The sequence below is a fragment of the Flavobacterium sp. FlaQc-28 genome (assembly GCF_044007415.1).
In the GTDB taxonomy this organism is placed as follows: Bacteria; Bacteroidota; Bacteroidia; order Flavobacteriales; family Flavobacteriaceae; genus Flavobacterium.
This window is the reverse complement of record NZ_JBIPCM010000002.1, coordinates 178,965-193,962: the sequence shown is the minus strand read 5'-3', so window position 1 is coordinate 193,962 and position 14,998 is coordinate 178,965. Positions and strand designations below refer to the sequence as shown.

The window sequence follows — 14,998 nt, the reverse complement described above, 5'->3', positions numbered from 1 at the left end:
CAATTTCTGAAATTCCAAATCCCAACAAAAACGAAAATAAGACCTTAATTCATTGAGGGTTATTTTTGATTTTTAATTCTTTTAATCTTGAAAAATAAAATTGAAACCAAATTGAAATGCAATACTATTTGCTTTTGAAACATCTCTATATTCAAAAACATTATCTACAAGAACATACATATTAAGTTTTCCAAGAGTTCCAGAAACCCCTAAACCGATGTTCGTGTAAGAATATGGATCAACTGTATAAGTTGCTTTTACATCTAATTTCTCTGTAATACTGCGTTTATAAAAAGCGGTTAATGCAGCATAAGGATCTTTTGGCATCGTCATGGCAAATACTTGCGCTCCAACAGCATTTAGATATTTTCGTTCACTTGAACCTTTACAATTACAATCTTCATCCGGTCTTGTTTCTCCGAAAGAATACTGAATTGAAGAATTAAATTTAACAGGACGCCAAGTTGTATACTTATTATAAAGCTTCTCTTCTGGAATCGCTTTTTCAAAATCATCTATAATATCATTCGGTTCATCTGTCGCATCAAAACTAGGGTTTACTCCGTCGTACTTATAACTTCCTTTATAAGTTCTGGTTTCAACATCTTTTGATTGCCTGATAAAACCAACATCAAGCACACTTGCCGTTAGCTGCAGATTATCTTCAATATTATAAGTAAGCCCAGCATCGAATCCTAAACCAAGACTTCCATTAAAAAAAGTATTGTGCGCAATATCCTTGGCAACACTCCCTTCATATTCATCTTTCGTAAACTTTGCAATTCCGGCGGTTCTAAGCTCTAAGTTTGATTCAATTATTTGGGTATACATATTTGTTCCCGTGCCTTGTGCTGTATAAATGTATCCTGAATTTTTGGTTGAAGTTGCGTTAGCGCCGCTCGAATAAATTTTAGCGCGTCCGCCCAAAACGAGTTTTTTGTTTAATTTTTTATGAAAACCAACATGAAAAACTGAAAGTACTTCAGCACGAACATTTATATCGGCTAAATTGAAAGATTTACCCATATAATTCTGATTTCCGTCAACAGCTAAAATTGCGGCATCTTTTGGAAAATACATTAAAAAATCAAATTCCTGATAAGCTCCAAATGAAACATAAGATTGACTTTCCTGACCTCCTACTCTAAATCCGCCAGAGAATATTTCAAGCTGTTGGTTAACTTGTGTTTTATCATTTGCCGATGATTTATTGATAACATTTCGAACTTTATCATTAAAATCTACACCATTATTAGCAAACAAATCATAAGCAGAAAAACTGCTTGAACCAACATTTCCTGAAACTCCAGATAAAACTGGAATTCCAAAATAGAATTTATAAGATACATCTGCACCTGGATTAACAAGGGAAGATTGGGGTATTGATGTAAAGTTGTATAGTACTTGTTTATTCTGAGCGAAACATGAAAACTGAAAAATCAAGATCACAATTAAAAGTGTTTTTTTCATTCTATTTTCATATAAACAATTGCACCTGATTTTAGTTTTAAGTTACCTGAAATTGTTCCTGTTCCTGACCCAGGAACAATATGCACAACAAAGGCTATTTTTACAGACTTTTTCAGTCTGACTAATCGCTCTCCTTCAAAAACCTCAGCCGGATATTTTATAACATTAGAACCTCCTGTATAGGTCGGGACATTTAAAGAAATAGTTTCTAACGGCGCATTATTAGCATCAAGGAGAATCAAATCAACCTCAAAAGCTCTATTAATTGTATTTTCGATTTCAAAATTAAACTCGGTTTTTATCAAATTCTCATTGAAGAACTTGTTTTTAAAAACATCAAAATCTTCTACAGCTGGAGGTATTGGAAATCCAGAACCATCGTCTACAATTTGATCAGCAGTAACAGTAAAATAAGCCAAATTGGCAACAAAAGTTGGCTGAAGCACTAGATCATCGACCTGATCAAAATCTAAATTACTCGAACAGGAGAAAAATAAAATCGATGAAAACAAAACTATAGCTATTCTATTTATGAAATTTGACCTCATGCTTGTTTTATATAGTATAAATAAAAACGTCTTTCGTTAATTAGATATTGCCTGATTGCTAAATTATTGTAATCTTTTTCAATGGAACTTTCCAAACAATTTTGAAGCTTCGTTATAAGCACTTTCAAAGCTTAAGGAATTAAGCCCCGTTATTTTTTTATTGGCCGTAAAGTAAGAGATCAATTTTTCGGTTGGCATGTTTCCTGTTAGTTTATCTGTTGCCATTGGACAGCCGCCAAACCCTTGAATTGCCCCATCAAAACGTGTACATCCGGCTTTTGTTGCAGCATCAATTTTCTCAAACCAACTGTCAGGAGTGGTATGCAAATGTGCTCCAAACTCAATTTGCGGGTATTTTGGAATTAGATTTGAAAAAAGATAAGTAATAACTTCTGGTGTTGAACTTCCAACAGTATCTGAAAGTGATAAAATTCTCACTCCCATTCCTGCCAATTTTTCTGTCCATTCAGCCACGATTTCAACATTCCAAGGATCTCCATAAGGGTTTCCAAATCCCATTGAAAGATAAGTAACAACCTCTTTCTTTTTTTTATCGGCAATCTCTAGAATTTCTTCAAGAGTTATCAAAGATTCTGCGATGGTTTTATGAGTATTACGCATTTGAAAATTCTCTGATATCGAAAAAGGAAAGCCTAAATACTGAATTGACTCATGTTCTGAAGCTAAAGCTGCTCCTTGTGTATTTGCGATTATCGACAAAAGCTTACTCGAAGTTTGAGACAAATCCAGTTGTGCTAAAACCTCAGCAGTATCTTGCATTTGTGGAATTGCTTTAGGCGATACAAAACTTCCAAAATCAATAGTATCAAACCCTACACGAAGTAAAGCCTGAATATAGGTCACTTTATTTTTTGTGGGAATAAATGCTTTAATACCTTGCATGGCATCTCGCGGACATTCGATAATCTTGATTTCTGTATTCAAAACTTACTCTTTTGTAAAGGCTAAGTTAGTTCCTTTTTTAAAGAAATAAAAATTAAGTCGTTTTATATAATTCGTTTTTTTTAACCATGTAAGCCTCATAACTATTAGCACATTTATTTCTATACTATTACCAAAAACAGTAATAAAAATAAACATTCCTAAAAATGGTAATAAATACAAATATTACGTATAAATGTAATATATAAAAATATTACCTATATTTGTAATAGAAATTTTATCATTTTTTAATTATATTTGATGTTATGATTAGTGTAATTACAGGCGACATAATTGATTCTAGGCAACAGCAATCAAAACATTGGGTCGAGGATTTAAAAAAAATCCTAGCTCAATTTGGCGATACACCAAATCAATGGGAAATCTACAGAGGCGATGAATTTCAAATTGAAGTTGAAAATCCCGAAGAGGCTTTACTAACTGCTATTTTAATAAAAGCACGTTTAAGAGCTATAAAACTAGATGCTCGAATGAGTATTGGTTTTGGCAGCAAAACACATAATGCTGCAAAAATATCCGAAAGTAACGGAACTGCTTTTATTCATTCTGGAGAACTTTTTGGAACCTTAAAAAAACAAAAGGTAACACTGGCTTTACGAACTGCCGATATTGATTTTAATGAAAAACTAAATCTAATGCTGCAGCTGGCTTTAACCTTTATGGACAACTGGCTGGTACAGTCTGCTGAATTTACTGCCATCGCAATAGAAAATCCAACTCTGTCTCAAGACGAAATTGGTCAGAAGTTAGGTATTAACCAAGCCGCTGTCAGCCGTAGGCAAAAACGTGCTCAATTTGATTTGGTTATGACTTTAGACCGCTATTTTAGAACGCAAATAAAACAACTTACAGCTCCATGATTTTATTTATAAAACTGTTTTTAGCTCATTTATTAGGAGATTTTATATGGCAGCCCAACAAATGGGTCGCTGATAAAGAAACGAAGAAACATAAAAGCTTTTATTTATATCTTCATGTTTTACTGCACGGAATTTTGGCAGCAATTCTAGTTGGAGAAATCAGTTTTATACCTTACGCAGCATTCATAGCCATTACCCACGGCTTTATAGATTTTATCAAACTTAATTTTCAGAAGAAGAAAACGAAACGCACTTGGTTTGTTGTAGACCAAATTGTGCATATTTTGATTCTGATTGGCATCAGCCTTTTATATCAAAATAAAAATATGATTCATTTTTGGCTTGATGATAAATTTTGGATTTTAGTAACGGGAATTATATTTATAACTAAACCTGCTTCTATTTTTATTAAAACCATCATCTCAATTTGGAGTCCTGAAAGTCAAAACAGTAATCAAGACAACTCACTTGCCAATGCAGGAAATTACATTGGCATATTAGAGCGTTTATTTATATTCTGCTTTATCCTTTTGGGACATTTTGAAGCAATTGGATTTTTGCTGGCCGCAAAATCTATTTTTAGGTTTGGAGATTTAAAAGAAGCCAAAGATCGAAAACTAACTGAATATGTTTTGATTGGCACTTTAATCAGTTTTGGAATCGCAATACTTGTTGGACAAGTTGTTCAGATGCTAATTTTATAATTGACTTAAAACTTTCTTGTTTATAGCCTTTATAAGCGCCGGCCCTTCATAAATAAAACCTGTATACAATTGTACTAAACTTGCACCTGCATTAAGTTTTTCGATTGCATCATCTGCTGAATGAATTCCTCCTACTCCAATAATTGGGAATGCTTTATTGCTTTTTTCCGAAAGAAAACGAATTACTTCTGTAGAACGTCTTGTTAATGGCTTTCCAGATAAACCTCCCGTTTCAGATTGGTTTTGAGATTGTAAACCATCTCTTGAAATAGTCGTATTTGTAGCAATTACACCCGCAATTTGAGTTGTTTTTACAATATCAATGATATCTAACAATTGCTCATCTGTAAGATCTGGAGCAATTTTTAAAAGAATTGGTTTTACTTTTTGAGTGCTAGTTTTTTGTTTCTCGATATTTCTATCTTGTAAAGTCTGCAATAAAGCCGTTAAAGGCTCTTTGTCTTGTAATGCTCTTAGATTTGGTGTATTTGGAGAACTTACATTTACCACAAAATAATCAACATGATTAAACAAAGCATCGAAACAAATGATATAATCATCAACCGCATTTTCATTTGGTGTCACTTTATTTTTTCCGATATTTCCACCAATTAAAACTCCTGAATTCTTTTTCAAACGTTCTACAGCTTCAATAACTCCGCCATTATTAAACCCCATTCGGTTAATAATTGCCTGATCTTCTTTTAAACGGAACAAACGTTTTTTAGGATTTCCTTCCTGACCAACCGGCGTTACAGTTCCAATTTCGATAAAACCAAAACCAAAATCAGAAAGTTCCTTATACAACTTGGCATCTTTGTCAAATCCAGCCGCAAGTCCAACCGGATTTTTGAATTTAATTCCAAAAACTTCTCTTTCTAAACGAGAATCTTTTACCTCATAAATAGATCGTATAATTGATGAAACTCCAGGAATTTTTGAAATGAATTTTACAAATGAAAAAGTAAAGTAATGCACTTCTTCAGGATCAAACCAAAAAAGTATCGGACGGATTATCAATTTATACATAAGTGTGTTGTTGTTATTTTTTCGGATGCAAATTTAAATATTATAGTTTAAAAAGGTGCTTTTTACAGAAAACAAATTACAAGAGTTTTCAAATCAATTTTAACATAAAAAATAAAAACATTTTAAAAAACTAAAAATATTGAGTCAAAATTTACTTTTTTGACGTTGCAAGTTATAAAATGAAACAATTTAAGCTCTTCGCACAAACCTGTTTGGGTCATTTATTATTTAATTTTGAGCTATTTACAACTTTAAACTAATATTTCATTAATACAGACTCTAAATGTTTTCTACTATTAATCATATTAAGATAACAGTTCTTCTGACAACGGTTTTTTATTTAGTCAGTTACAACAATATTACAGCTCAAGAAAGTGAAAAGAAAACATTTAGTCCGCATCATCAAATAGGAATATCGATTAATCATGCTCATGTTTTTGAAGGTCGTGATGACGAAGGAAATCATGAAGTATTAAATCTCCCTGCGTGGGGAGTTGATTATACGTATCAATTTCACGAAAAATGGGCTATTGGTCTGCACACCGATTTTATTATTGAAAAATTTAAAGTCGAAAAAACATATGCAAGCGGTGATGATAAAGAAACTGTCGAACGCAGTTATCCTATCGCTCCTGCAGTTATGGGAATCTATAAACCTAGCGAATCATGGAGTATTCTTTTAGGATTTGGAGGAGAGTTTGCCAAAGAAGAAAACTTCTTTTTGACGCGAGCCGGCGTAGAATATGGCTATGAGCTTCCAAAAGATTGGGAAATATTTGGAACTTTCAGCTACGACTTAAAATGGAATGCATATGACAGTTGGGGAATTGGTTTAGGAATTGCAAAAAACTTTGGAGGAAAATAGGCGTACTAAGTAAGTAACTAAATAAATTATACAAACATTCTAAGCATATGCATAACGCAAACATTCTAACAAACGTATTGAATACTTTTCTTCTCAGCTTAATACTATTATTTAGTTTAGATAGTTCAGCGCAGCAATTGAAAGAAAAAGATACTACTAAACTAATTAATGTTCGTTATGGCGATAAAGGAATAGAACTACAAACCAAAGACAATAAATTTCTATTTCAATTACAAAGCCGATTTCAATTTAGATTTTCTACTCCCTATGATACTGATCCTTTAACTTATGATGATTACAGCCAAGATGCCAAAACCACTTTTAAAATAAACCGCGCCAGACTTAAAATTGGCGGACATGCTTTTGAACCCTGGTTGAAATACTACTGGGAATATGAATTAAGTCAGTCCAATTTACTGGACTTTAGAATAATGATCGAAAAATGGGAATGGCTGAGCTTTAAAGTCGGACAATGGAAAACTGAATTTACCCGCGAACGTTTTATCAGCAGCGGTGAACAGCAAATGGTTGAACGATCACTTATTAACCGTCCTTTTACCGTCGATCGCCAATTGGGTTTTGAAGTGTACGGACATTTGAAAGGGAGCGGTATTGCCGATTTTAATTATTGGGCTGCTGCTTTAACAGGAACAGGTCGAGGCAGCACCTCAAACGATGACAATAATTTAATGTATTTTGGAAGAGCACAGTGGAACTTTTTGGGACGCTTTCTTGATTTTGAAGGCTGCGATTTAGAGTTTCATGAAAAACCCACTCCAATTATTGCTTTTTCTGCCATAACCAATAGAAGCCCTTATACACGCTTTTCTCAAGCAGGCGGAGGTTCTTTAGACGGGTTTGAAAATGGTTTACCTGGTCAATACAGAGTAAATCAATGGAATATGGAAACTGCTTTTATGTATCGCGGTTTTTCTTGGCAAAGCGAATTGCATACCAAAGAAATTATTGATAAATTGAATAATAATGACACAACGACTTTAAAAGGATACTATGTTCAGGCTGGTTATTTTTTTCATAATGTACTTAATTGGTGGCCAAAACACTTAGAAATGGCAGGAAGACACGCTTCCTATCGCCCAGATAACAGTATAAAACAAAATTTACAAAACGAAACAACCCTTGCTTTTAACTGGTTCTTTAAGGGACATAAAAACAAGCTCACTTCAGAGGTTTCCTATTTTAGTTTTCAAGACAAAACTTTGCCTTTAGAACAAGGCTGGCGTTTTAGGATACAATGGGATATTTCCTTGTAGAATTTAAGTTTTAATCTAAAATGACATTGCAGCAATTCAAAATATTCGATTTAATATTCTATACAAAGTATATTTTTTAATAACTTTAACCAACGTAAAAATCTGAAAATGAAAAATTTAACTAAAACTCTAAAAAAAGGCGCATTACTATTTTTAGCTGGATCATTTTTTTTGATTTCAATAGATAGTACAGCACAGCGTCGAGGCGGCGGTGGTGGCGCACATAGACCTGCCGGCGGAATACAGAGAGGCGGCGGTGCTATACAAAACAGACCTGCAACTCAAGCGAGGCCAGCAGCAAATAGACCCGGTGCAAATAATTCGGGTACTAAAATAAACAGACCTTCTAACTCTTCCAACTCAAAAATTGGCGGTAGAACTACAACCAACAATAGAAATTCAAATACTGTAAATAGAAACAAAACAGGAAATAGAAATACCAATATTAGCGGCAATACTGTTAATCGAAACAGAAATAACGTCAATATTAATGTTAACAACAGTGTACATGTTCGCAACAACCGTAATACAGTAGTTAGACCGGGCTACAGACCTTATGCACGCCCACCTTATGTTTATGGAGGATATCGATACAACTGTTATCATCCCTATTTCCCTCGTCCGTACGTACCTTTTTATTGGGGTCCTGTTTGGCATCCCTGGGGATTTTTCGTGGCAACGCTGGCCGTTACAGCAATTGTAGTTAGTGTAGAAAATGAAAAATATCACTATGATCAAGGCGTTTGGTACACCTCTACAAATGGAGGCTATACAGCTGTTCCTGCCCCTGTTGGCGGCACAGTAAATAATATTCCAAGTGGAGCCGAAACAGTTAATACAGGAACCGTCAATAACTATTATTATGGTGGAACCTATTACGAAAAAGATGGAAGTAACTACAAAGTAGTTGCCCCAACTGCTGGAACTGTAGTCGACAAGCTGCCTGAAGGTGGTGAAGAAGTAACTATTGGTGATGTTAAATATGTAAAATTTGGCGAAACATATTACCAGCCAGTTCAAGTTGACGGAAAAGACAAATATGAAGTCGTGCAAGTAGAAAAGGAGAATTAATTTTTTAAATTCTACCAATTCAGTATACTATTAAAAATAATTTTATTTACTTTTATGTCTATCTATTAACAACCATTATCAGCTTAAAATTTTTACAATGAAAAATAAAACCTACTGGATATTTGCCGTGCTGACTATTTCAATTATTTCAATTGCTTATGGTTACACTAAACTAATCTCACCAAAGCAAAAAATGGCAGTAATGGATTGTGCCGAAAAGCCCGATACTTCTATAGCTTCAGTTTTTGCACCAACTATTGAAAATAAAAACAAACCAACTGGAAAAGCTCCAAAAGGAATGGTTTGGATTCCGGGTGGCGAATTTTCGATGGGAAGTAATGTTGAAGATGAAAGTTTATGCAGTATAAAAGGTGTTACAAAAGATGCCGCTCCTGTACATAGAGTTTATGTTGATGGCTATTATATGGACGAAACCGAAGTTACAAATGAACAATATGCTGAATTTGTAAAAGCTACAGGATACGTAACTGTTGCCGAACAAAAACCAACAAAAGAAGAATTTCCAACAGCTGCCGAAGAAGATCTAATAACGGGTTCTGTAGTATTTAATCCTACTGATGCCGCTGTAAATTTGAACAATTTTCTACAATGGTGGGCCTATATCCCTGAAACGGATTGGAAACATCCGCTTGGACCTCAAAGTTCTTTAAAAGGAAAAGAAAAATACCCTGTTGTACATATTACTTATGAAGACGATGCTGCCTATGCAAAATGGGCTGGAAAAAGACTTCCAACTGAGGCGGAATGGGAATTTGCGGCAAGAGGTGGTAAAACAGGAGAAATTTACGCTTGGGGAAATGTTTTAAAACCAAAAGGAAAATTTCAAGCCAATATTTACCAAGGACATTTTCCAATTAAAGACGGAGATACAGGCGAAGATGGTTTTAAAGGTATTGCTCCTGTAAAACAATATGCTCCAAACTCGTACGGACTTTATGATGTTGCTGGAAATGTCTGGGAATGGACAAGCGATTGGTACAGCATAGATTACTATAAATCTTTAAGTGAAAGCGGAAAAGTAGCTAAAAATCCGCAAGGTCCTGATGCTTACAATGATCCTGCAGATCCAAGCCAAATAAAACGTGTGCACCGAGGCGGTTCCTTTTTATGTACAGATCAATATTGCACCAGATATATGGTTGGAACTAGAGGAAAAGGAGAAATTCGATCTGCAGCCAATCATCTTGGTTTTAGATGCGTTAAAAGTATTTAAAGAAAAAAATCATATCAAAAAAAGGATTCTGAAAACAGAATCCTTTTTTTGTTTTTAGAGACAACTTACTAAATATATCTGCTGAAAAAATTACTTATATTTGCTAAAAATTAAAAAAAATGCAACACATCATAGATCGTTTTATCAGTTATGTAACAATTGATACCGAATCAGATCCGAATTCGAAAACTACTCCAAGTACAGAAAAACAATGGAATCTTGCTAACAAATTAGTTGAAGAACTAAAAACTATAGGTTTGACAGAGGTTACTATTGACGACAAAGCTTATATCATGGCGACTTTGCCAAGTAATGTTGATCATGAAGTGCCAACAATTGGATTTGTTTCTCATTTTGATACCTCTCCAGACTTTAGCGGTGCAAACGTAAAGCCGCAGGTTATAGAAAATTATGATGGAAAAGACATTGTTCTAAATGCAGATAAAAACATCATTTTATCTCCAGATTATTTCAAAGATTTATTGCAATACAAAGGACAAACTATTATTACAACTGACGGAACTACTTTATTAGGTGCAGATGATAAGGCTGGAATTACTGAGATCGTTTCTGCAATGGAGTACTTAATCCAGCATCCGGAAATTAAACACGGAAAAATTAGAATTGGTTTTACACCTGATGAAGAAATTGGCCGTGGTGCACATCATTTTGATGTTGAAAAATTTGGCGCTCAATGGGCGTACACGATGGACGGAAGCCAGATTGGCGAATTAGAATACGAAAATTTCAATGCTGCAGGCGCTAAAATTACTTTCAAAGGAAAAAGCGTTCACCCAGGATATGCCAAAGGAAAAATGATAAACTCAATGCTGCTGGCTAATGATTTTATCAATGAACTTCCAAAAGGTGAAACACCGCAAGAAACAAAAGGTTACGAAGGTTTTTTCCATGTACATCATATAAAAGGCACTATCGAAGAAACTGTTTTAGAATTAATTATTCGTGATCACAACAAAAAGAAATTCGAAAAACGTAAAGAGTTAATCGCAAAAATTGCTAAAAAATTCAACAAGAAGTTTGCAAAAAAATTTGGTGAAGATATTGTAATTGCTGAAGTAAAAGATCAATATTACAATATGAAAGAAAAGGTACTTCCTGTTAAACATATTGTAGATATTGCCGAAAAAGCAATGCGAGAACTAGATATTAAACCAATCATAAAGCCAATTCGAGGCGGAACTGATGGTTCTCAATTGTCTTTCATGGGCTTACCTTGCCCGAATATATTTGCAGGCGGACATAATTTTCATGGAAAGTACGAATATGTTCCTGCCGAAAGTATTCAGAAAGCAACAGATGTTATTGTAAAAATTGCAGAACTTACTGCAATTCCAGGAATTTTTGAAGCAGTCGAAAAACCTAAAAAGAAAAAATAATTGGAACCAGCTTCTGAAAATAAGGGCATGTGGAAATACGGCAGCCAATGGGAAGAGGAATTACTTCTTCTTAAATCTATTATTGATAAAACCGAGCTGAAAGAAACCACAAAATGGGGCGGCCCGGTTTATGTATACGAGAAAAGAAATGTCCTTGGCATTGGAGGTTTTAAAGATTATTTTACAATTTGGTTTTATAATGGTGTTTTCCTTAAAGATAAAAAAAAGAAACTCATCAATGCACAGGAAGAAATAACAAAATCATTACGTCAATGGCGTTTTGCTTCAAAAGAAGATATAGACGAGGTAGTAATTTTAGAATATATCTTAGAAGCTATTGAAAATGAAAAGCAGGGCAAAATCATTAAACCTGCAAAAAAGGAAATGATAATCTCTGAACTTCTTGACAAAGAAATGATTCAAAACCCAGCTTTAAAAGAAGCTTTTCAAAAGTTTACCCCTTACAAGCAATATGAGTTTTTAGAATATATCGAAAGTGCTAAGCAGGAAAAAACGAAGCTTTCGAGAATCGAAAAAGTGATTCCGATGATATTAGCAAATGTTGGACTGAATGATAAATACAGGTAGTATTTAAAAATTCCAAATTTTAAATCCCACGTTATATAAAACCTTTGTCAAAGTTTAAAACTTTGACAAAGGTTTTTTCTTTTTTGTCATTTCGAGGTACGAGAAATCGCACTAGAAACTCTACAAAGATTGACGACAAACTTTGCGGAGTTACTTGCGAAGATTTCTCGTACCTCGAAATGACAAAATTGTGTTGAATTATGTCACAACAAAAAAAATCCCAAACTCCATTTCTGGAATTTGGGATTTTCGATATTGTAATTTAAAAAATTAAGCCTTTTTATTCAAAGCAGCACTCATTTCCATAGAAATAGCCGAACGCTCTATTTTTAATTTTCCAGACATTGTTTCAATGATAACTGAAGTTTCAGCAAGCTCAACAACTTTACCGTGGAAACCGCTTTTTGTAATTATTTTATCACCTACTTTTAGGTTGCTTTCAAATTCTTTTTCGTTTTTTGCTCTTTTTTGCTGTGGTCTGATCATGAAGAAATAGATTACCACAAACATTAATAGGAATGGCGCAAATTGAGTTAATTGTCCCATAATTGAAATTCTGTTTTTGATTTATATTAATATTATCTTTTGGAATTTATAAACTGGAATTTATCCTTTTTACATTAGTCCTCTTCCAACTTTAACCATTTTTTTATTGGCTGTAAGTTCCTTTACAAGATTATCTAAAATTCCGTTGATAAAAATACTACTTTTTGGTGTAGAATACTCTTTTGCAATTTCTAAATATTCGTTAAGAGTTACTTTTACTGGAATTGAAGGAAATTTCAAGAATTCGCAAATTGCCATTTTTAAGATAATAGTATCAATTTCGGCAATCCTTTCACTGTCCCAATTTGGCGTTTTATCATCATATTCTTTTGCCAAAACAGCTTCGTTTAAAACTGTTCTTCTAAATAAATCTTTCGCAAAATCCTTATCTTCAACATCTTTATACAATTTAGGAACTCTAAAATCGTCTGGATCTTCAGTCTTAATTGCTTTTAATTGTTTAATGATATGTGTATTTACAACCGGAATATCATCAACCCAAGTCAATTTATCGTCTTCAAGATATTCGTATAATTTATCGTTTGGAACAATAACTTCAGCAAATAAATCAGCAATAAACTGTTTGTCTTCCTCAAAAGTATTAACGTTGTTGCTCATGTATTTTTTATACAAATCACTTGCTTTAATATCATTTAAAAGTAAAATGATATAATCATCGTTTAAAGTCCAGTTGTTGATTTTACGATTTTCTAAAGCGATACTAAGAGAATTGCTCTCGGCAAGAAGTTGAAAAATTTTGTTTTTGACAAATTTTTCATTCGGATTACGTTCTGCAGCAGTTGCAAGATGTTTTTTGCTCGAAAGATGTAAAAAAACAGATTCTTTTTTGCAAATTTCAATCAACGAAGAAAGCATTATAAGATATAAATCCTGAATATTATCAATGCTGTAAAAAAGAAACTTCTCTTCTTTTTCCATATTATCAGAACCGCTTTGATGCATTGCATAAATGGACTGCATTACTTTAACGCGTATGTGTCTTCTATTTACCACCTTGTAAGAACATTTAAAAATTAGTCTGCAAAATTAGGAATTTCAATCCTTATATTAAAATTAAATCAACAAAAAAAGTCTCGATTATTAGCCCTATTTTAAAGATTACTTAAAAAATACGACTAAAACCGAGACTCTAAATTCTAAAATAAGCTTTTATTACTTTTTGCTGTTTTCAATTTTTCTTGCATCAATACGATTTTGAGCAATTGTAAGTGCAGCTTTATGCGTAGTCATTCCGTTTTTCACAGCATAATCGATAATCTCTAAAGTAGTATTATAGATATTTTCTGTTTTCGCCATGATTTCTGCTTTACCGTAATGCTCTAATTCAGCATAAACATTGATAATTCCACCAGCGTTGATTAAGAAATCCGGCGCATATAAAATTCCTCTTTCTTGTAATCTCGCACCGTGAACATTCTCATCTGCCAATTGGTTGTTTGCTGCACCAGCAATAACTTTAGCTTTAATTTTGTTTACTGTATTATCGTTAATAGTCGCTCCCATTGCACAAGGCGCATAAATATCAACATCTGCAGTATATAAATCTTCACCAGTATAAATTGCCGCATTGTATTTTGAAGCAACCTGATATAATTTTTCTTCGTTAATATCAGTAATCGTAACCTGTGCTCCTTCTTTAGTTAAATATTCAACCAAAGTTTCACCCACGTGTCCAATTCCCTGAACTAAAACTTTTTTACCCTCTAAAACATCAGAACCAAATTGGCTTTTTGCTGCCGCTTTCATTCCTAAATAAACACCGTAAGCCGTTACAGGAGAAGGATTTCCAGAACCGCCTCTTTCTTCAGAGATTCCAGTTACATAAGGAGTTACATCTCTTACAGTATCCATATCTTTAGTTTCCATTCCAACATCTTCAGCAGTAATATATCTTCCGCTTAAAGAGTGAACAAACTCACCAAATTTACGCATTAATTCAGGTGTTTTTTGCGTTTTAGCATCCCCAATAATTACTGCTTTACCACCTCCGATATTCAAACCGGTGATAGCTGATTTATAAGTCATACCTCTTGAAAGACGCAAAACATCGTTTAACGCTTCCCATTCAGTATTGTAATTCCACATTCTAGTACCACCTAAAGCTGGACCCATAACCGAATTATGAATACCAATAATTGCTTTTAAACCTGTATCTTTGTCATTGCAAAATACAATTTGTTCGTGATCGTCAAAAGATAATTGACCAAAAACAGGATCCATTTTTTGAAGTTCCTTTCCAGTTGCGAAAGCTGCATCCATAGCGCTAGTATTAATTAGTTAAAATTATGAATTTGTCAAAAAGACTTCTCAAACTTAAACAAAAAATACACTTGTGCTAATTTTTTATCTATATAATAACAATTATACAATATATTATTTCTGATTTAATTGCATTTTATTATAATTTTAATTAAGAATAATTCATAAA

Annotated in this window: 15 protein-coding genes; 8 read left to right on the top strand and 7 right to left on the bottom strand. The window is 33.5% G+C overall.

Annotation, left to right across the window (positions count from 1 at the left end):
- Positions 1-81: 81 nt before the first annotated feature.
- The 3 genes from ACHRVL_RS06745 to ACHRVL_RS06735 form a co-directional block, all read right to left on the bottom strand.
- Entirely contained in the window at positions 82-1,470 is a 1,389-nt protein-coding gene (locus ACHRVL_RS06745; RefSeq protein WP_395411352.1) for a DUF5723 family protein, read from the bottom strand.
- On the bottom strand, positions 1,467-2,018 hold the full coding sequence (locus ACHRVL_RS06740) for a hypothetical protein (protein WP_395411350.1): 552 nt from the start codon (positions 2,016-2,018) through the stop codon (positions 1,467-1,469). Before ACHRVL_RS06740 ends, ACHRVL_RS06745 begins: the two co-directional genes overlap by 4 nt.
- A gap of 78 nt (positions 2,019-2,096) precedes the next feature.
- Positions 2,097-2,963, bottom strand: a complete 867-nt coding sequence (locus ACHRVL_RS06735) for a hydroxymethylglutaryl-CoA lyase (RefSeq protein ID WP_395411348.1) — start codon at positions 2,961-2,963, stop codon at positions 2,097-2,099.
- A 263-nt stretch (positions 2,964-3,226) separates the two neighbouring features.
- Between ACHRVL_RS06735 and ACHRVL_RS06730 the strand changes: the two genes are divergently transcribed.
- Entirely contained in the window at positions 3,227-3,841 is a 615-nt protein-coding gene (locus tag ACHRVL_RS06730; RefSeq protein WP_395411347.1) for a hypothetical protein, read from the top strand.
- Complete coding sequence (locus ACHRVL_RS06725; RefSeq protein WP_395411346.1) at positions 3,838-4,545, top strand: DUF3307 domain-containing protein; 708 nt, start codon at positions 3,838-3,840, stop codon at positions 4,543-4,545. The genes ACHRVL_RS06730 and ACHRVL_RS06725 overlap by 4 nt, the downstream gene beginning before the upstream one ends.
- Here the strand turns inward: ACHRVL_RS06725 and ACHRVL_RS06720 are convergent.
- Complete coding sequence (locus ACHRVL_RS06720) at positions 4,540-5,574, bottom strand: quinone-dependent dihydroorotate dehydrogenase (protein WP_395411345.1); 1,035 nt, start codon at positions 5,572-5,574, stop codon at positions 4,540-4,542. The two genes, ACHRVL_RS06725 and ACHRVL_RS06720, sit on opposite strands and share 6 nt — an antisense overlap.
- 283 nt (positions 5,575-5,857) lie before the next feature.
- Here ACHRVL_RS06720 and ACHRVL_RS06715 point away from each other — a divergent pair, with 283 nt between their 5' ends.
- From ACHRVL_RS06715 to ACHRVL_RS06690, 6 genes are all read left to right on the top strand, one after another.
- Complete coding sequence (locus tag ACHRVL_RS06715) at positions 5,858-6,439, top strand: hypothetical protein (protein ID WP_395411344.1); 582 nt, start codon at positions 5,858-5,860, stop codon at positions 6,437-6,439.
- A 47-nt stretch (positions 6,440-6,486) separates the two neighbouring features.
- Positions 6,487-7,713, top strand: coding sequence for an OprO/OprP family phosphate-selective porin (locus tag ACHRVL_RS06710; protein WP_395411343.1), 1,227 nt, complete (start codon positions 6,487-6,489; stop codon positions 7,711-7,713).
- Positions 7,714-7,821: 108 nt separating this feature from the next.
- Positions 7,822-8,784 carry a DUF6515 family protein gene (locus ACHRVL_RS06705; protein ID WP_395411342.1) on the top strand — a complete coding sequence of 321 codons (963 nt, stop codon included), beginning with the start codon at positions 7,822-7,824 and terminating at the stop codon, positions 8,782-8,784.
- Positions 8,785-8,881: 97 nt separating this feature from the next.
- A complete protein-coding gene (locus ACHRVL_RS06700) occupies positions 8,882-10,018 on the top strand; it encodes a formylglycine-generating enzyme family protein (RefSeq protein WP_395411341.1) in 1,137 nt (378 codons plus the stop codon).
- 119 nt (positions 10,019-10,137) lie between these two features.
- Positions 10,138-11,415: a peptidase T gene (gene pepT, locus ACHRVL_RS06695; RefSeq protein WP_395411340.1), complete on the top strand. Its 1,278-nt coding sequence runs from the start codon at positions 10,138-10,140 to the stop codon at positions 11,413-11,415.
- Positions 11,416-11,442: 27 nt separating this feature from the next.
- Positions 11,443-12,003, top strand: a complete 561-nt coding sequence (locus tag ACHRVL_RS06690) for a YdeI family protein (protein ID WP_395412174.1) — start codon at positions 11,443-11,445, stop codon at positions 12,001-12,003.
- A 270-nt stretch (positions 12,004-12,273) separates the two neighbouring features.
- Here the strand turns inward: ACHRVL_RS06690 and yajC are convergent, their stop codons facing one another.
- The 3 genes from yajC to ACHRVL_RS06675 form a co-directional block, all read right to left on the bottom strand.
- Positions 12,274-12,549, bottom strand: coding sequence for a preprotein translocase subunit YajC (yajC, locus tag ACHRVL_RS06685; protein ID WP_395411337.1), 276 nt, complete (start codon positions 12,547-12,549; stop codon positions 12,274-12,276).
- Positions 12,550-12,618: 69 nt separating this feature from the next.
- Complete coding sequence (nusB, locus tag ACHRVL_RS06680) at positions 12,619-13,530, bottom strand: transcription antitermination factor NusB (RefSeq protein WP_395412172.1); 912 nt, start codon at positions 13,528-13,530, stop codon at positions 12,619-12,621.
- 192 nt (positions 13,531-13,722) lie between these two features.
- Positions 13,723-14,829, bottom strand: coding sequence for a Glu/Leu/Phe/Val dehydrogenase (locus ACHRVL_RS06675; RefSeq protein ID WP_395411336.1), 1,107 nt, complete (start codon positions 14,827-14,829; stop codon positions 13,723-13,725).
- Positions 14,830-14,998 lie beyond the last annotated feature (169 nt).